The following is an 18,526-nucleotide window of genomic DNA, read 5'->3' on the forward strand; positions in this document are numbered from 1 at the left end:
ATTCGAATGGGCTGCGCCCATCCGATCCGGGCGCGCGCTGCGCGCGCGCCCGTTTTTCAGGTATTTGAGAACCAGAGAATTAAAGCCGTGCTAAGCCGTCAAGCCGGGTGATCCAAGGGCGGGATCGTGTTCGGCCACAAAATGACCCGGCGCGATTTCAACCATGCGCGGGCGGTATTGATCCGCGTCGGGGTCATCCACCAGTCTGGACGGCATGAACCGCAACTGGGCACGGCTGTCGAGGGGGCTGGGCAAATCCCCTTCGAGGATGAGCCGGTCTTTCGCCCGTTCAATCTTCGGATCGGGGGTCGGGACCGCCGAAATCAAGGCTTTTGTATAGGGATGCGTCGCATTTTCATAAATCTGGTCGCGGCCTGCATATTCGACCACGCGCCCCAGATAGAGGACCATGATGCGGTGGCTGACCTCCCGGACCACGCTGAGGTCGTGAGAGATGAACATCATCGTCAGGTCCATCTTCTTTTGCAGTTCGATCAACAGGTCGATGACCTGCGCCTGGACGGACACATCAAGCGCCGACACCGCCTCATCGCAAATCACCAGTTTGGGTTCGGTGATGATGGCGCGGGCGATGCCCACACGTTGGTTTTGGCCACCTGAGAGTTCGTGCGGGTATCGGTTGATCATGTCAGGGTCGAGGTCGACCTGCGCCAGCATTTCACGCACCCGGGCGGTGCGGTCGCTCCGGTTCATGTCGGGACGGTGAAGTTGCAGCGGTTCGGCAATCGACGCGCCGATGGTCATGCGCGGGTTGAGGGACGCCAGCGGGTCCTGAAACACGATTTGCAGGTCCTTGCGCAGGCTCCGCATCTGGCCACGTTCCCAACCGGAGATGTCCTGGCCCAGCCATGCGACCGTCCCGTCTGTGGGCGGGATCAGGTTCAGCACCCCGCGTGCAAGGGTGGATTTGCCGCAGCCACTTTCCCCCACAACACCCAGTGTTTCGCCGGGGCGCAGGTCAAACGACACGCCGTCCACAGCCCGAAGCATCTTTGTGCGCCCGAACAATCCGCCTGACATGCGGATCGGAAAATGGACCTTCATGTCGTCGACCTTGAGGATCGGGTCCTGAGGGGCGATGGGTTCAATCGACGGGCGACCGCCGCGGTCCAACTGGTCAATGCGCGGAACGGAGGACAGCAGCATCTTGGTATAGTCGTGCTGGGGGTCATAGAAAATCTGGTCGACCGGTCCGGCCTCGACAATCTCACCTTTGCGCATGACGATGATGCGCTGGCACATGCGGGCAACGACGCCCATGTCGTGGGTGATCAGCGCGATGCCGGTGTTGGTCTCACGCCGCAGATCGTCCATCAGTTCGAGGACTTGCGCCTGCACCGTCACATCAAGCGCCGTCGTAGGTTCATCGGCCAACAAAAGCTCTGGTTCGCAAAGCATCGCCATGGCGATCATCACGCGCTGACGCATCCCGCCGGAGAGTTCATGCGGGTACTGGCGCATCCGGCGCGCGGCCTCGGGGATGCGGACCTTTTCGAGCCAAGCGATGCATTTTTCGTCCGCCGCGCGGCCGGTCAGGCCTTTGTGGATTTGCAGGATTTCGCGCATCTGCTGGCCGATTTTCATTTGCGGTGTCAGGGCCGTCAGCGGGTCCTGAAAGATCATCGACATCTTGGCACCGCGGATTTTTTCAAGCTGGCGCGTGGGCATCGACAGCATGTCCTGGCCGTCAAATTCGATCATCCCCTCTGCACGGCCATTGCGCGCCAGAAGCTGCATGGCCGACAGGGCCGATTGGCTTTTGCCGGACCCGGATTCGCCGACAATGCCCAGACACTCGCCCGGAGCCACGTCAAAGGTTACGCCTTTGACGGCGTCGACCGTGCCGTCGGGGGTTTCGAATTTTACAGTCAGGTCTTTGACCGACAAAATGGGTTTGGTCATATCAACGATCCTTCGGATCGAGTGCGTCGCGCAGGCCGTCGCCCACAAAGAAGAACGCGAAAAGGGTGATGAGGAAGAACGCCAGCGGGAACAGCAGCATCCACAATGTGCCGTTGTTCATCTGCCGCGCGCCCAAGTTGATCAATGCGCCAAGGGACGTGTTGGGTTCCTGCACGCCGAGGCCAAGATAGCTGACGAAACTTTCGAACAGGATAATCTCGGGGATCAGCAGGGTCGCATAGACGATGACGATGCCCGCCAGATTGGGCACGATGTGGCGCAGGATGATGGTGAAGGTCGGCACGCCGGAGGCCACGGCGGCCTCGACGAATTCCTTGTTCTTGATGGTCAGGGTCTGGCCCCGCGCGATCCGCGCCATGTTGAGCCATGAAATCAGGCCGATGCCGATGAACAGCATCAGCAGCGATTGGCCGAAGATCACCAGCATCAGGATCAGAACAAACATGAACGGGATGGACAGCAGGATATCGACTGTCCGCATCATGATGTTGTCCACCCGCCCCCCGACATAGCCCGACACAGCGCCGTAAAGCGTGCCGATAAACACGGCCACAAAGGACCCGACCACGCCGACCAGCAGCGAAATTCCGGTGCCCTGCACCACGCGGGCATACAGGTCGCGCCCGTCCTGATCGACGCCAAAGTAGTGGCCGGTTTCAATGGACGGCACACCGCGATAGGCGTTGGCCCCCATCAACGAAAAGTCCACGAAATCAGGTTCATATTGCGCGATCAACCCGCCGAAGACGGCGAAGACCGTCATCAGGATCAAGGTGATCAATCCCAGCACGGCGGCCTTGTTGCGCAAGAACCGCGCACGGGCGTCCTGCCACAGCGACCGGCCTTTGACGGGGGCGTCAGGCAGTTCCGCAAGAACATCGACTTGTCTGGCTCCGAACATGTTATGCCCCTCAATACCGGATTTTCGGGTCAAGCCACGCGTAGAGGATATCGACCACAAGGTTGAACAGGATGGTCAGCGCGCCGACCAATACGGTGATGCCCATGATGACGGCATAGTCGCGGTTGAAGGCGGAGTTCACGAAGAACTGCCCGATGCCACCGGTTGAAAAGGCCACGTCCACAACGACGGACCCGGTGATCATTCCGACGACGGCCACGCCCACGTATGAGATCACGGGCAACATCGCCGGCTTCATCGCGTGCCGCCACACAACGCGCCGCATGGGCAGGCCTTTGGCGCGGGCGGTGCGGATAAAATTGGAATTCAACGTCTCCAACATCGACGACCGCGTGATCCGTGCAATAGACGCCATGTAAGACGTACTCAGCGCGATGACGGGCATGATCACGTGATCCCATTGCCCGCCGTTCCAGCCGCCGCCGGGCAACCACGGCCCGCCAAAATAAAGCGCAGGCATCAGGGTAAAAAACAGCACCAGCAGTGGTGCCATGACGAAATTGGGCAGGGCCTGTGCGCCGATGGTTATGCCGACGGCCAGATAATCCAGCCACGTGTTCTGGCGCAATGCCGCCGCCACGCCAAGGCTGACACCGACAACCACAGCCACCAGCGCGGACCACGCGCCATAGGTCAACGTCACAGGAAAGCCTTGCGCGATGACGTCATTCACCGTGCGGTCGCGGTACTGGAATGAGGGGCCGAAATCGAAATAAAGGACCACGTTTTTGACGTAGTCGAACATCTGTTTCCAATAGGGCTGATCCAGCCCGTAGCGTTCCAGCACGTTGGCCATGACTTCGGGCGGCAGCGGGCGTTCACTGTCGAAGGGGCCGCCGGGGGCCGCAAACATCAACACGAACGAAAATACGACAAGGATCAACAACGTCGGCACGGCAATGGCCAGACGTCGGACGATATAGGCAAACATGGATCAGTCCCCCAAAAACGACATCCGCGCCGCACCCGATGACGGGCGCGACGCGGTTTCATGCGGTCTAGACCTTATTCACCAGCGGTGATGTAGAGGTCTTTGGAGTACCAGTTCTGAAGGAAGTTTTCCGTGGGCCAGTTGGCCAGGTTCTCGTCCTTCATGCGCACGGAGGCGTAGTGATAGATCGGCAGGATCGCGGTCTCTTCCGAGGCGATCTGTTCGATCTGCTGATAGATCGGCATTGCGTCTTCGGCGGTTTTTGCCTCAGTCAGAAGGGCGTCGATCTCTTCGTTGACGAACTTGCCGTCGTTGTAGGACGAGGCAGAGTTGAAGAGGTCAAGGTAGGTGCTTGGCTCGTTGTAATCCGCACACCAGCCCGCACGCGCGACCTGATAGTTCTGCTCGGACCGGGTATCGAGGTAGGTCGCCCATTCCTGATTGGCCAGTTCGGTTTCGACACCCAAGGTCTGTTTCCACATCTGACCAATCGCAACAGCGATGGACCGGTGGCTGTCGGATGTGTTGTAGAGAATTTCAACCGTCAGCGGTTCACCATCGGTGCCATATCCAGCACCAGCGATCAGTTCTTGCGCTTTGGCGTTCCGCTCCTCTTGGGTCATGTTGGCGATGTCGATGTCGGGGGTTTCCCAACCGGCCACAGCCCAGTGCGTAAAGGTGTAGGCCTCTTTCTGACCACCGGCCAGAATGTTGTCCACGATAACCCCACGGTCAATCGCCAGCGACAGCGCCTCGCGCACGTCGGCGTTTTGCAGTGCCGGGTTGCCGCTGTCGGTGTGGTTGATCAGGTAGTAGTAGGAACACGAGGACGGGAAGCTCAGCGCCTCATCGGGGTATTCCTCGCTCAGACGCGGGAACTGGCCTGCGGGCACATCCATCACCAGATCAAGTTCACCGGCCAGATAGCGGGTCAGGGCCTGATTGCTGTCGTTGATGATCAGGGCGGTGACTTCGTCGATGATGGTGTTTTCATTGTCCCAATACATCTCGTTGCGCACGCGGGTCAGCTTTTCACCGGGCACGTATTCGGACAGCACGTAGGCGCCGTTTGAGACAAAGTTTTCGGGCGACGTGTAATCCTCACCACCGGCCTCAACCGCGGCGCGGTTTGCGGGGAACGTGGTCGGGAAGGTCGTCATCTGCGGGAAATAGGGACGCGGTGCGTCGATCTGATAGACCACCGTGCGGTCATCGGGGGCAGAGATGCCCAGTTCCTCAACAGGCATTTCACCGGCCACAACAGCCGCAGCGTTCAGCACGCCCATCACTTCGACATACCAGGAATACGGGGATGCGGTTTCAGGATCAGCCGCACGCTGCAGACCGTAGACAAAATCACCAGCCACAACCGGATCACCATTGGACCAGACGGCATTTTCACGCAGCGTGAATGTATAGGTCATCCCGTCGTCGGACACCTCGAAGGATTCAGCGACACCCGGCACGGCTTCACCGGCGGCGTTTTCGACCATCAGACCTTCGAACAGGTCGCGCGCCACGGAGGACCCTTCGACGTCTTCAACCAGCTGCGGGTCGATGGAGGGAAAATCGTCGATGATGGAATAGGAGAAACTTTGTTCAGACGCCAGCGGCTCACCTGTTTCGGGGTGTGTGGCATGGCCGTCCGCCCAAGCGGCGCCAGCGCCGGCGATCATCAAGGCGGCGGTCGATGCCAGAAGTTTTGAATGCAGTGTCATTGATATGCTCCCTGTTGTGGACATCCCGCCATCCAGGCTGCGGTGTCCGTTTGCGTTCCTGTGATGCTCACAAGATTGCGTTCAATCCTTGAGGGAGTCGCATAAGGATGCAAGGGGCGCATCAAATTTACCAAACGGTAAATAGCCAAATTGTTTGCAAAAGCGCAAAGGTTGACCAGATTGATCAGTCCAAACCGCCTAATTTCTGGGCAAGTGACGCAATTTCATCAACGCCTTTGCTATGTCGTAGGACACTGAACACAAACGGCAATTCCCCGCGCATCCGTTTGGCATCGCGTTCCATCACGCCCAGATCGGCCCCCACATGGGGCGCAAGGTCGGTTTTGTTGATGATCAAAATGTCCGATTTGGTAATGGCAGGCCCGCCTTTGCGGGGGATTTCCTCGCCCGCTGCCACGTCAATCACATAAAGGGTAATATCCGCGAGTTCCGGCGAAAAGGTCGCCGATAGGTTGTCCCCGCCGCTTTCGATCAGGATGACATCAAGGTCCGGATGGCGCGCACGCATCTCGGCCACGGCGGCCAGATTGATCGACGCATCTTCGCGGATCGCAGTGTGCGGACAGCCCCCCGTTTCCACCCCGATGATACGATCAGAGGGCAGCACCTGCTGGCGCACCAGTTCTTCCGCGTCTTCTTGGGTGTAGATGTCGTTGGTGATCACGCCGACGGAAAAGGCATCCGCCCAATGCCGCGCCAGCTGCGCCGTCAGTGTGGTCTTGCCCGCACCGACGGGGCCGCCAATGCCGATCCGAAGGGGGCCGTTTGGTTTTGTCATGTGCGAAATACTCTCGACGTCAGGGTTTCATGGCGCATCGCGGCGATATCGCTGAGAAAAGCGGTTGCGGACAGGTCCGACAGATCACCGCCTTCAGTGTCACGGGCGATCTGTTGGCAATCGGCCGCCAGTGCCGCGATGATGGTCTGCCCGTCGGTCTGGCCAATGGGGATCAACCGCTGCCCAACCGATACCAGCGAGGTTACAAACGCCTGTAAGAACATCGCCGTCGTCACAGGAAGGGGCAGACCCACCAGTGCCGCCGCCCGCCCCACGGCCACGGGATAGGCCAGATTGCTCAGGTCATGTCCTGTCAAAGATGCGGTGATGTCCGCAAAGGCGCGGCCCAGCAAATCAGCCTCCATCAGGCGTTCCTTGGACGACGCAAATGCGCGCAAATGGGCGTCAATCGGCGCGGCGTCTGGCCCATGATAGGCTGCGGCCAAAAACAGCGCATCATTAAGCCCTGCCCCGTGGTGCAAGACATCCTCGATCCACGTCTGCAACGAAGCCGCATCGGTCACATCGCCGTCCGCAATCGCCTGTTCCAGCCCGTGCGAATAGGCAAAAGCCCCCACCGGATAGGCCGGTGAAAACCACTGGGCGAGGGTCAGAACCGGATCAATGGCCATGATCGCCCCCATGGCTGGCCCCGTGATCATGGCCATGGGTGCGCCCGTGCCCGTAGGCCCCGCCCTCCGGCGTGAATGGCATGGTCACATCCTCCACCTGCGCGCCCAGCTTGCCCAACATATCGCGCATGACTTTGTTGGTCTGGATCAACAGATGATCCGCTTCGATCTGGCAGGGCGTGTGCCGGTTGCCGATGTGCCAAGCCAGCCGCACCAGATCACCGGTGACCTTCATCAACGCCTCATCGGCGGCTTGGATTTCAACGAACGTCCCGTCTGTGGTCCGCAAGGCGTCCCCGTGATCCAACGACGTGGTATGGGCAAAATCCACCAGCACCGACAAACCACCCACGGTTTGCACCACTTTGCGCCGCAAAAACCTTTCATCATAGGTCATCACGCAGACATCCACGGGGTCCGCCCACGCGCCTTGATGCGCGTGATCTTGTGCCGTCATATCCGCCATCAGAACAGGAAATACCGCTGTGCCATGGGCAGGACCTCAGCCGGTTGGCAGGTCAACAGCTCCCCGTCCGCACGGACCTCATAGGTTTCAGGGTTCACCTCAACCACCGGCAACGCATCGTTCAGGATCAGATCCTTTTTGCCGATGTTGCGTGTGTTTTCCACCGCGATGGTCTGCTTGGACAGCCCAAGCCTGTCGCGCAGACCGGCATCCTGCGCAGCCCCCGAAATGAAGCTGACAGAGGTCTGCGGCAAAGCCCCGCCCATCGCGCCGAACATGGAACGCGTGTAAACCGGCTGCGGTGTGGGGATCGACGCATTGGGATCACCCATCTGCGCCACCACAATCGTGCCCGCCATCAAAACCAGTTCAGGCTTCACCCCAAACATCGCCGTATCCCAAAGGACCAGATCGGCGCGCTTGCCTTCCTCGATCGACCCGATGTGCTTGGAAATACCATGGGCAATCGCCGGATTGATCGTGTATTTGGCGATGTAGCGGCGCACCCGCATGTTGTCGTTGTCGCCGGTCTCCTCCGCCAGCCGCCCGCGTTGTTTCTTCATCTTGTCGGCGGTCTGCCACGTGCGGATCAACACCTCACCCACACGGCCCATGGCCTGACTGTCGGACGCGATAATGGAAAACGCCCCCATGTCGTGCAGGATATCTTCGGCGGCAATCGTCTCACGGCGGATACGGCTTTCGGCAAAGGCCACATCCTCGGGAATAGATTTATCGAGGTGGTGACACACCATCAGCATATCCAGATGTTCCTCCAACGTGTTGACCGTGAAGGGCCGCGTGGGGTTGGTGGAACTGGGCAGCACATTGGCATCGCCGCAAATCTTGATGATATCCGGCGCGTGGCCGCCCCCCGCCCCTTCGGTGTGGAAGGCATGGATCGTGCGGCCCTTGATGGCAGCCACCGTGTTTTCCACAAAGCCGCTTTCGTTCAGCGTGTCGGTGTGGATCATCACCTGCACATCCATGTCGTCCGCCACGGACAAACAGCAATCAATGGCACCGGGCGTGGTGCCCCAATCCTCATGCAGTTTCAGGCTGCACGCACCGGCATTGACCATTTCCACAAGCGCCGCCGGCTGGGAGGCATTGCCCTTACCCGACAGGCCGATGTTCATGGGGATGCCGTCAAAGCTTTGCAACATGCGGCCAATATGCCAAGGCCCCGGCGTGCAGGTGGTGGCAAGCGTTCCGTGCGCGGGCCCTGTGCCGCCGCCGAAACAGGTGGTCACGCCGGAATGGAGGCTGTCCTCCATCTGTTGCGGGCAAATGAAATGGATATGGCTGTCCATGCCGCCCGCAGTCAGGATGCGGCCCTCACCGGCGATGGCCTCCGTGCCGGGGCCGACGATGATGTCGACACCGTCCTGCGTGTCGGGATTGCCCGCCTTGCCGATCTTGTGAATCAGCCCGTCGCGCAGCCCCACGTCGGCTTTGTAGATGCCTGTGTGGTCCACGATCAGCGCATTGGTGATGACCGTATCAACGGCCCCCTCGGCGCGGGTGGTCTGTGCCTGCCCCATACCGTCGCGAATAACCTTTCCGCCGCCAAACTTGACCTCTTCCCCGTAGGTCGTGAGGTCACGTTCGACCTCAATAATCAAATCCGTATCCGCCAGACGCACCTTGTCGCCCGTCGTCGGGCCAAACATCGCTGCGTAATCGTGCCGTGAAATCCGTGTCGCCATCCTACAAATCCCCCATCACGGCCTGATTGAACCCGAAAATACGCCGCGCGCCGCCAATGGCGATCAGCTGCACCTCGCGCCGCTGGCCGGGTTCAAACCGCACGGCGGTTCCGGCGGCAATATCCAGACGCATCCCGCGCGCGGCATCGCGGTCAAAGTCCAGCGCGCCATTGGCCTCGGCAAAGTGGTAATGCGATCCGACCTGAACCGGTCTGTCGCCCGTATTGGCCACCATTAAGGTTAACGCCTCGCGCCCGTCGTTGAGCACCAAATCGCCCGCTGCGGGCATCACTTCTCCGGGGATCATTGCGCACCCTCCTGTTTCGTTTTGCCAAAAATACTCAAATCCATCACCGGATCGGATTGTGGACGGTCACCAGCTTGGTGCCATCTGGAAAGGTCGCTTCGACTTGCACGTCATGGATCATCTCCGGCACACCTTCCATGCATTGGTCACGGGTGATGACATGTGCACCGGCCTCCATCATATCGGCCACGGACCGGCCATCGCGGGCCCCTTCGACAACCGCGTCGGTGATCAGGGCAATCGCCTCGGGGTGGTTCAATTTCACACCACGGGCCAGCCGTTTGCGGGCCACCTCTGCCGCCATTGAGATCAGCAATTTATCTTTCTCTCGGGGGGTCAACTGCATTTCAAATCCTCCAGACGCGGGGCAGTGGGTCCGTGCTGAGCCGTTCCAGCACGGGGATCAGGGTTTTACGCAACAAAAAGCTGTCAGCGGCCAGCACCCGCACATGCAGCAGATCGCGCGACATCAGGCTGGCGCCCGCCGTGGACGGAAGCAAGGCGCGAATATCGCCCAGCACGGCCTGCGCATCGGGCGCAAGATAAAGAACCGACGCCAGCGCCACAGCCCCGCCCGCACGGCGCTCCATCTGGCTGGACACATCGCCGGATAAACGGACCGCATCGCAGAACAGCGGAATGCCGTCCTGATACAAGGTGACCCGATCGTCAAAAAGTGCCTGTTGCAGAACCTCCCCCGCCGAATGGCGTCCGAACACCACCGGCTCGACAAACAAAAGCCGACCGGAGGGGGCCACATCGACGGTCATGCGCCGCGAAAACGCCGCGCCGTCAAACAGGATTGTTTCTTGCGGAAGCCAGGACAGGCGCGCCTCAGCGGCCACCGAAAGGCGGGTCGTCACCTGCCCCGGCTGTGCCGACCCCGCGCGGTAGGCCCGTTCCGCAGCCTGGGTGGTTACGGTCAGGTCCGTCCCGTCCCCCGCGCTGAATTCTCCGTCAAACCGGTCCCCACTGGTCACGCCGCCTGCGGTGTTGACCGTGACAGCCTGAAGGGCGCGCCCTTCATGTCGGGGAAAGACCGCCTTGAACGATCCGGCCTGATGCAACCCGTCGATCACAGAGACCCCGCCGCGCAATTTGGCAGACGCCCGAACCACGCCGCGCGCACGCGGCGGGTCGTGCACCGCGGCTGTCGGGCCAAGATCGGGGGAATGCAACATAGGGCAATGGTCTCATCAGTGGCCTAGGGTGTAGCGTGGACCCGCACGGGTCGCCACGATACAGACTGCCCCAATGGGTCCATCCGGTAAAGCCATGATGGCCAGACGCTTGCGTCGCGCAAAATCAAGTCGGTATGCCCGAAAAACGGGCGGTTTCTGGACGCGTATTTGCCGCGACGGCGATGTCAGGATCCGGTGCGCCGTTCGGCCTTGAACGCAACCATCGCTGCCAAATGGTCTGTCAGGTCGGACAGAGCGAAAGGTTTGTCGAGAAAGGAAAACCCTTCGGCCCGCAAATCACGTCCCGCACCGCTGTTGCCGGATGCGAAAATGACCGTCGTGCCGCCTTTGGCCAGCCTGCGTCCAAGGTCCAGACTGGTCTGACCGCCGTCGACGTTGATGTCCAGAAGCGCAAAATCGAAGGTATGTTTTTCTACCAGCTTCTGCGCGCTGGCCAGTCTGTAGGCGATATCTACGCGCGAAAACCCCAAATCTTCGAGGTGATCACCCGTGTCCATCGCTATCAAAGGTTCGTCTTCAAGATAAAGTATCGTACTGTTTTCAAACAATTTTTAGTCCTGCGTCGCGACAGATATTGCCTCATAATCCATTTCCATAACGACTTTGAGGCCCGAAGGTTCCCAAGAATTGTTAACTTTTCCTTCAAGATTTCCCTCAATGGTTAATCCGACCAGACGCGTGCCGAATCCGGATTGGGTGGGGGGCGTCACTTCCGGCCCGCCGGTTTCCTTCCACTCGATGACCAGACGATCGCTGCGGGCGTCCGCAATACGGGTCCACGAAATGTCCACATGCCCGTCCGGTTCGGACAGCGCGCCATATTTCGCAGCGTTGGTCGCAAGTTCGTGGATCGCCATACCGATGGACAACGTCGCTTCGGAACTGACGCGCACCGGCGGGCCCGACAATGTCACACGGTCCTCGCCGTAAACATCGACCGTCTCAAGCCGGAACAACTGGCCTATCGGTGCGGACGACCATGCCTCAGCCGTCAACAAGGAATGGGTCTGCGACAGCCCCTGTATGCGTTTGTTCAGTGTCTCAAAGACTGACCGGTCCGTCGTTGCGTCCCGTGCCGCGCGATTGACCAGCGCTTTGACGTTGGACAACATATTTTTCACACGGTGTTCAAGCTCGTGCATGATATCGCGCAGGGTGTCGGATGTGCGGACCTGATCCGTGATATCCCGTACCGTCACGGACACCGCCGCAATCTCGTCGTTTACTCTGAACGGCACCCAATCGCTTTCCCATTCATGGATGGTCTCTGGGTCGTTGATGGTATGCCCCGTCACCCTTTCGCCGGTGATCGCCTCACCGGTCTGGACGACCTTGCGGACGATGTCTTCGGTCTGGTCCGCCACATTGGGAATGACCTGCCGGATCGTTTTGCCCACGTGCCCTTCAAGGGGCACACCGTTGATATCGGCCAGCTTCTGGTTCAGCCGCGCATACTTCATATCCGGCGTGATCAGCCCCATCGCCAGCGGGCTGTTGGCATAGATCTGGTTGACCTCATGGCTTTGTTCTTCGGCCGCAGCCCGCGCTTCGACGGCCTCGTCAATCGCCTCGCGCAGGGGGGTGATATCCTGAAACGTAAACACCACGCCGCGTTGTTTCTGACCATCCGGAGAGAATGGCATGATCCGAACACGGTAAATGACGGTGCCGTCATCGCTGCGAAATTCTTCCTGAAGTTCCTTTTGTGTGGATATGGACTGGTCGCACAGCGCCAGCAGACGTTTTTGATCTATGCGCGCGCTCAAATCCTTGAGGGGCCGGCCAAGATCGGCCTCTGAAAAACTGAAAATCTGGTCGGTTTCCGGGGTATACCGCAGAAGCGTCAGATTGGACGTCAGGAATACGGTCGGCACCCGTGTGCTGACCACAAAGTTGTCCAGATCAATATTGACCTGATTGAGTTCGCGCAGCTTTTCCTGCAGCTCGTCATTGATCGTCGTCAATTCTTCGTTGGCTGACTGCAGTTCCTCGTTCATCGACATCATTTCCTCGTTGGAGCTTTTCAGCTCCTCGTTTGATGTCTCAAGTTCCTCAACCGTGGTGCGCACGGCCTGCTTGGCCTCGTCCAGTTCGATTTCAAGCTGGCGCAAATAGGTGTCCTGTTTCGACCCCAGTTCGGTGGTCCCGCCCGGCCGGCTTTCCAGCAGCTTCAGATTGTCGTCTAGAACGTACAGGATGGTTCCGTCATTCAACCGGCGGGTTGAAATGATGACCCGTTCCTCCTGCCCGTTGATTGACCCCTGAAATTCGAATTCGGACGTGGTGCCGATCTGGGTATTGGATCGCGACACACGGCGGAATGTAGGTTCAAGTTCGGGGGCGATCACCTCGAACACATTGGTGGTGGTCTTTCCCGGTCGCAACGTCAGATAGCGCGTGGCATTGGGCGACGAATACATCAGCTTGTTGTCGGCATCCGTGTGAAGATAGGCGGGAATGAAATTGTCCAGAATGACACGTTCGACGTCTGTAAAGGCTTCCTGCCGACCCAATCTTTCCTGTTCGGCCGCCTTGCGCTTCATCACGGCACCGGACAACGCCCCAAGGCTCAGCGGTTTGGCCTGCCCCGGACGGCGGCGGAAAATCCGCGCGCGGTTGCTGGTCTCGACGAAATAGCTTGCCAATGCGCTGGGGTTCTCGCTTGGTCCCAAAAACAGATAACCGCCCCCGCGCAGGGCATAATGGAACACGCGCGACGTCAGTTCCTGAAGCGGCTCCTTCAGGTAGATCAGCACATTGCGGCAGGACACCAGATCAAGCCGCGAAAAGGGCGGATCCTTGATAAAGCTGTGCCGCGAAAACCGGACCATCTCGCGCAGTTGCGGGCCGACTTCGTAGCCGTCCTGCGACGGGCGGAAATAGCGCTCAAGAATGCCCTCGGGCATATTCATCGAGATGGATTCGGGGTAGCGCCCCAACCGCGCCGTGGCCAGCGCCTTGTCATCAATGTCCGTGCCGAAAATCGTCACGTTCATCTGCTTGTTCACGCGGCTGATTTCTTCGGAAATCAGGATCGCGAGGGTGTAGGCCTCTTCCCCTGTTGAACATCCCGCAACCCAGACCCGCAAATCACCGTGTTCGCTGGTCTCGGACACCAGATCGGGGATCACTTCGGTCTTCAGCGTTTCGAAATGTTCGGGGTCGCGGAAGAAACTGGTGACATTGATCAGCAGGTCCTGAAACAGGATGTCCGCCTCGTTCTTGGTTTCCACCAGATAGGACAGGTAATCGCGGGGGTCCTGAATGTTGAGGACGGACATGCGCACAGCCACACGGCGGCGCATCGTGGCCTCCTTGTACTGGCTGAAATCGTGGCCGGTCCGGAATTTGACGTGCCGCATGATCCGGTCAAGGAACCCGCCCTCCTTGTCCGAGGATTCGATGGTTCTGGACCGCAAGCTGAAATAATCGCGCACCACGTCGATCATTTCTGCCGCACCCACCACGACATCCGCGGTGTTTTGCTGGATCACGCTTTGTGGCATCCCGTCGTATTGCGCCTCAAGCGGGGTTTGCACGAACACCAGACCGCCCTGCCCCTTGACCTCGCGCGCGCCGTTGGCCCCGTCGCTTCCTGTTCCGGACAAAACGACGGCGACAGCGTTTTCGCCGTGGGACACAGCCAGCGAGGTAAAGAACCGGTCAATCGGGCGGCGCAGCCCGCGCGGGGACGAAAACGCCACCAGTTTCATGACATCGCCGTCCATTTCCAGTTCATGACCGGGTGGCATCAAATAAATGTGCCCCCGTTGGATCTGCATCCCGTCGGTGATGCTATGAACAGGCGTGCGCGTCTTGGCCGCAACCAGTTCCGGCATCAGGCTTTCGTGGTCGGGATCAAGGTGCTGCACCAGAATGATGACCAGATCATGCTGGTTCGGCAGACCTTTCAGAAGGGACTTGAAGGCTTCCAATCCCCCGGCAGAAGCACCCACGCCCACAACAATTGTGTGATCCTGTTCTGACTTTTTCGCGGACATCAGTGCAATTTGCTCTTAATTAGGTAAAACGCAGCCATAATCATTGCACGGTTCATCATGACTGACGAGACCAAAGATTATCTAGACAGTATTGAACCGATCCTTGGCCGTGTCCCCTATGCGATCACCCTGTCTGATCTGACCCTGCCCGATCAGCCCCTCATCTACATGAACAGGCAGTTTTTCGAGATGACAGGCTGTGACGCAAATTACCTTGGCCGGAACTGTCGTTTCCTCCAGTCGGATTTTGACAACGAAGACAGTCGCGCCGAAATCCGCCGTGCATTAAGCGCGGGAGAGCGGACGCAAGTTGTCTTGCAAAACCGGCGCATGACCGGCGAGGCATTTTACAACATGCTTTATATTCAATCCCTTGGCCCCGTCGGCCCTGTGTCAAATCTGGCCATGGGGGCGCAGTTCGAATTGGCAGAGACCGAGGCCCTCACCGTTTTGCGCGATGCGAAAGCGACGAAGATGTGGGGTATACGGACCCGCAGTGTCCTTGATCACGGGCTGCGCATTCGGCTGGAACAGCGGCGAACGGTCATGGAATCGACCATCCGTGTTCTGAAATCATGGGATGTGATGCACCGCATCAAGACAGGGACACTGCTGAAGGGTTGATCGCTATTGCGCCGCTTTTTGCACAGGCGCAGGCTGTTCGAACAGGTCGGGATGCGCTGTTTTGACGCTCTCCGAAAATCCGGTGAAATCCGGCCCCGAAAAGACGGTCACCTCTGTGTCACTCAGGGCCGCAAGATCGTGACGGTCGGCAGCATCAAGGCCCGGTCCGGGCGCGCGCAGCCCGACGGCCCTGATCCGGCCCGGATGGCGGTCGATCACGTCGCGGTAAATCTGGGCATCATGTTGGCCGGTATCGCCCAGCAGAATGGCCGGCAGATCCGGATTGGCGGCCAGAATGGTATCAATGCTGGCCCCTTTGTGGTTGCCGTGGCCTTCGGTGATGAATTTCGTCTCGCTCAACCCCAGATCACGCAGGAACATCGGTCCCTTCACCAATCCGGTGTTGTCGAAAATATCGCTGAGAAAATCATGCAGGTTCCACGGGGAGGAACTGACATAAAACACCGGATTGCGCCCCCCGTCGTGCAGGTCCTGCATCAGGTCGATGCTGTCGGAAAACACCTCACGCGTGGCGGAATTGCCGGTAAATGACGTATAAAGGTTCTTGATCAGCGAATAGGCCCCCGTGCGCAGCATCGTGTCGTCAATGTCCGAAATCACAATAAAAGCCGCATCTTCACGGGGGATCATGACGGGGCACGCCACCTCGGGTCCGTCTTCGACGGTGACCGCACGGCTTGTCCAGCCGGGCGTCAGATCACGCGGAAGGTGCAGAGTGAAATAGCCTTCTTCGTCGGTGCGTGTCGTGACGGATCCCGACCGGACCTCGGCGTCGGCCACCTCGTCCGTCAAAAACAACTCGAACATGTCCCGCAGGTTGGCCAGCTTGGATTGGGTCTTCAACGGGGCGTCACGGTGCAGATGCGACAGAACCCGCCCGCGCAAAACAACGCCCTCGGGCGTGGCATAGCCGATATAGGGGTCAATTTCGCGACCGGCACCGGTGCGGTGAAAAAAGCGGTCGTAAAGACGTTCGGCACGCAGGGACAGACGGTGCAGGGTGCGTTTGATCATGACAGGTCCTTTATGCTGGCAGGTGTCCAACGCACCAGCCGCGCAAAAGTGCCATCACCCTTCGGTTTCGGCGGACTGCGGCGTCACGATATCATATTCAACCAGTTGCTCAGGCAGCAGGACATAGATTTCGTCAGGCGGTGTCACCAGCGCGTGCTGCATCACTTCGGGGTTCACGCCCATGTCGATCAGGTAGGTCATGACCTGCCCCTGACCGCGCTGGATATCCTCAACCGCCAGAAAGGCCGGCAGGATCGTGTTGGTGTCAAAAAAGTGCTGATGCACACCGACTTGTGCGTCGTCATCGACCGTTCGGATCACCCCCGCGGACAACATGTAGGGGCAGGCAGACAGGCAGATGTCACCTGCCTCCATGACGGTGTCCATACCGTCGTCGCGCGCCCGTTGGCCGATGCTGAGGGCATCCGACACCGACCCCCCCGGCGAATTCAGCCGTAAGATGTCGGGAAGGTCGCGCCCGGCCGTTTCCTCGGCCACCAGAAAATCGGCAAACCTGTCAGCATCCCCCGGAGCGATGCGACCGGTGAGGGTCAGACGGCCGCCGTCGCGGTCAAAGGTCAACCGATCCGGCATATCGCTGGTCGATGTAAAAGGTCGTGCCGGATTGCCGTCACGTGCGGGCGACAGGGGCATGTCGGCGGGCCGGTAACGGCGCGTCTGGTCACCTGGATTGACCGGCGTGTCAAAACGCGGCTGCGTGGACGGCAGGCCGATCTGCGGAAGGACGCGCCACAGATCGCCCCCCATCAGCAGCACGGCCAGCACCAGTTGCACCCCCAACACGCCGTAAATCATCCGGCGCACGGGGCGATGACTTTGATCGTCGTCTTCGGGGGTGTCGGTCATGTGTTTTTCGGATCCGGCAAGGGTTTGGGCGGATCAGCCGCGTTGTTCTTGGCGCGGCTCATTGCGGCCTCCATGTCGCCCACGGCGTTCAGGGCTGCGCGCAATTCCGCGATGGTCATCGTGTCCTCGACCCCCACACGTGACTTGCCCGACCGGATCGCCGCATGGGTGATCGCAAGGATGAACACCAGCACCGCAGGCAAAAGGTCAATCGCGATGGCCCCGGCCCAACTGGGCACGAAGTTTTCCGCATAGCGGATGACCGCATCGGCGGTGCTGATGGGGGTATAGATCGTCTCGGACGGGGGAGGCATCGCGATGACGCCCTCGGCGGCACGGCGCAGGGTTTCGGCGCGCTGGCCCAACAGCTGCAGCACCGACTGGATGGTCGACTGCTGGCCCGCACGGCTGGCGGCTGTGCTGCCATCCAGTTCGGGCAACACGACAGAGGCGGACAAATCCTGCGCGGCACGGCTTACCAGCGGGGCGACGGACAGCTGGCGCAACTGGGTGATGACCCCCGACAGGCGCACGGCCTCTTCGGAAAACTGGACGGAGCGGACTTCGATCGGCCCCGGTTCCACCGTCAACTGCCGCATCCGGCTGAGGATGGCATTGCCTTCGGCGAAGGCTGCATTGACCAGCGGTTGCTGGCTGCCGATCTGTGCCTCCAGCCCAGCCAATTCGTCGGATTTCTGCCGCAGCAGGCGGAACACCGCCCCCCGTCCAGCAAGGCCCGACAGATCGCCGGTGGCTTCCTGTTCGCTGAGGTCCTCGAACGACTGGCGCACGCGGGCCACGTCCCGTTCAAGCCCTTGGGCGGACACGGCAATCTCATTGGCGCGTTCAAGGGCGGTTTGATAATCCTGCACCGTGCGCGCCAAGTGTTGTTCCACCGCCGCCGCCCCCGCCAAAGCCGCCGCATTCAGCCACGACGACATGGCGATGATCGCCAGCGACCCGAACAACATCGACACAAACAGCCCCATCCGCGCGCCCACAGTCCGCACCGCGGGCAAAAGCCGCATCAAATAGGACCAGAACACGAAAATGCCGACCGAAACGGCGATGGAATAACTGATGGCGGCAAAAAAGCTCAGCGCGCCGTTGTCATCCAGAAGCGACGTGACACCAAGGTAGGTGTAGATGCCGGATGCCACCGCCAGCACGCCCAAGGCGGCGGCTGAGAAACTGTCAAGCCACCGGATATGCCCCTCAAGCTCGGTCGCATAGCGCACGCCCTGCGCCTCAGCCTGGGTCAAACGTTCGTCTGTCATGGTGCAGTCCCCAAATTCAATGCCTTGATATATGGGGCGAAACCGCATCAGCGCAATCTATCGGGTCCATCGTGTGGCGAACCGGCAGGCGA

General features: G+C 59.7%; 17 protein-coding genes. 1 reads left to right on the top strand and 16 read right to left on the bottom strand.

Translation table 11 applies throughout. The features are described from left to right. Nucleotides 1-90: 90 nt before the first annotated feature. The 13 genes from QZ653_RS09320 to QZ653_RS09380 form a co-directional block, all read right to left on the bottom strand. Nucleotides 91-1,923, bottom strand: coding sequence for an ABC transporter ATP-binding protein (locus tag QZ653_RS09320; RefSeq protein WP_296419784.1), 1,833 nt, complete (start codon nucleotides 1,921-1,923; stop codon nucleotides 91-93). 1 nt (nucleotide 1,924) lies between these two features. Continuing rightward, the gene (locus QZ653_RS09325) at nucleotides 1,925-2,845 is read right to left on the bottom strand and encodes an ABC transporter permease subunit (protein WP_296419785.1); all 921 of its coding nucleotides are present in this window, start codon (nucleotides 2,843-2,845) and stop codon (nucleotides 1,925-1,927) included. Nucleotides 2,846-2,855: 10 nt separating this feature from the next. Then, nucleotides 2,856-3,797, bottom strand: coding sequence for an oligopeptide ABC transporter permease OppB (oppB, locus tag QZ653_RS09330; protein ID WP_296419786.1), 942 nt, complete (start codon nucleotides 3,795-3,797; stop codon nucleotides 2,856-2,858). A gap of 74 nt (nucleotides 3,798-3,871) precedes the next feature. Next, nucleotides 3,872-5,515 carry a peptide ABC transporter substrate-binding protein gene (locus QZ653_RS09335; RefSeq protein WP_296419787.1) on the bottom strand — a complete coding sequence of 548 codons (1,644 nt, stop codon included), beginning with the start codon at nucleotides 5,513-5,515 and terminating at the stop codon, nucleotides 3,872-3,874. Between the two features lie 184 nt (nucleotides 5,516-5,699). Beyond that, entirely contained in the window at nucleotides 5,700-6,314 is a 615-nt protein-coding gene (gene ureG, locus QZ653_RS09340; protein ID WP_296419788.1) for an urease accessory protein UreG, read from the bottom strand. Continuing rightward, nucleotides 6,311-6,982 carry an urease accessory protein UreF gene (locus QZ653_RS09345; protein WP_296419789.1) on the bottom strand — a complete coding sequence of 224 codons (672 nt, stop codon included), beginning with the start codon at nucleotides 6,980-6,982 and terminating at the stop codon, nucleotides 6,311-6,313. Before QZ653_RS09345 ends, ureG begins: the two co-directional genes overlap by 4 nt. Further along, nucleotides 6,936-7,412, bottom strand: coding sequence for an urease accessory protein UreE (locus QZ653_RS09350; protein WP_412766006.1), 477 nt, complete (start codon nucleotides 7,410-7,412; stop codon nucleotides 6,936-6,938). Before QZ653_RS09350 ends, QZ653_RS09345 begins: the two co-directional genes overlap by 47 nt. Further along, the gene (gene ureC / locus QZ653_RS09355) at nucleotides 7,412-9,121 is read right to left on the bottom strand and encodes an urease subunit alpha (RefSeq protein ID WP_296419790.1); all 1,710 of its coding nucleotides are present in this window, start codon (nucleotides 9,119-9,121) and stop codon (nucleotides 7,412-7,414) included. Before ureC ends, QZ653_RS09350 begins: the two co-directional genes overlap by 1 nt. Nucleotide 9,122: 1 nt before the next feature. After that, on the bottom strand, nucleotides 9,123-9,428 hold the full coding sequence (locus tag QZ653_RS09360) for an urease subunit beta (protein ID WP_296419791.1): 306 nt from the start codon (nucleotides 9,426-9,428) through the stop codon (nucleotides 9,123-9,125). Nucleotides 9,429-9,471: 43 nt separating this feature from the next. Beyond that, nucleotides 9,472-9,774, bottom strand: a complete 303-nt coding sequence (locus tag QZ653_RS09365; RefSeq protein WP_296419792.1) for an urease subunit gamma — start codon at nucleotides 9,772-9,774, stop codon at nucleotides 9,472-9,474. Nucleotide 9,775: 1 nt separating this feature from the next. Then, a complete protein-coding gene (locus QZ653_RS09370; protein ID WP_296419793.1) occupies nucleotides 9,776-10,609 on the bottom strand; it encodes an urease accessory protein UreD in 834 nt (277 codons plus the stop codon). A gap of 185 nt (nucleotides 10,610-10,794) precedes the next feature. Then, nucleotides 10,795-11,178, bottom strand: a complete 384-nt coding sequence (locus QZ653_RS09375) for a response regulator (protein ID WP_296419794.1) — start codon at nucleotides 11,176-11,178, stop codon at nucleotides 10,795-10,797. 3 nt (nucleotides 11,179-11,181) lie between these two features. Further along, the gene (locus QZ653_RS09380) at nucleotides 11,182-14,631 is read right to left on the bottom strand and encodes a CheR family methyltransferase (protein ID WP_296419795.1); all 3,450 of its coding nucleotides are present in this window, start codon (nucleotides 14,629-14,631) and stop codon (nucleotides 11,182-11,184) included. 57 nt (nucleotides 14,632-14,688) lie between these two features. Between QZ653_RS09380 and QZ653_RS09385 the strand changes: the two genes are divergently transcribed. Further along, nucleotides 14,689-15,255, top strand: coding sequence for a PAS domain-containing protein (locus QZ653_RS09385; RefSeq protein WP_296419796.1), 567 nt, complete (start codon nucleotides 14,689-14,691; stop codon nucleotides 15,253-15,255). A gap of 3 nt (nucleotides 15,256-15,258) precedes the next feature. Here the strand turns inward: QZ653_RS09385 and QZ653_RS09390 are convergent, their stop codons facing one another. Genes QZ653_RS09390 through QZ653_RS09400 form a run of 3 tightly spaced genes read right to left on the bottom strand, consistent with a single transcriptional unit; the run spans nucleotide 15,259 to nucleotide 18,434 of the window. Continuing rightward, entirely contained in the window at nucleotides 15,259-16,290 is a 1,032-nt protein-coding gene (locus QZ653_RS09390; RefSeq protein ID WP_296419797.1) for an App1 family protein, read from the bottom strand. A 54-nt stretch (nucleotides 16,291-16,344) separates the two neighbouring features. Continuing rightward, nucleotides 16,345-17,157 (bottom strand): hypothetical protein, encoded by an 813-nt coding sequence (locus tag QZ653_RS09395; RefSeq protein ID WP_296419798.1) that lies wholly within the window; start codon nucleotides 17,155-17,157, stop codon nucleotides 16,345-16,347. Continuing rightward, nucleotides 17,154-18,434 (bottom strand): hypothetical protein, encoded by a 1,281-nt coding sequence (locus QZ653_RS09400; protein ID WP_296419799.1) that lies wholly within the window; start codon nucleotides 18,432-18,434, stop codon nucleotides 17,154-17,156. Before QZ653_RS09400 ends, QZ653_RS09395 begins: the two co-directional genes overlap by 4 nt. Between the last annotated feature and the right edge of the window lie 92 nt (nucleotides 18,435-18,526).

The sequence above is a fragment of the Pseudooctadecabacter sp. genome (genome assembly GCF_020627745.1).
Taxonomy (GTDB): domain Bacteria; phylum Pseudomonadota; class Alphaproteobacteria; order Rhodobacterales; family Rhodobacteraceae; genus Octadecabacter.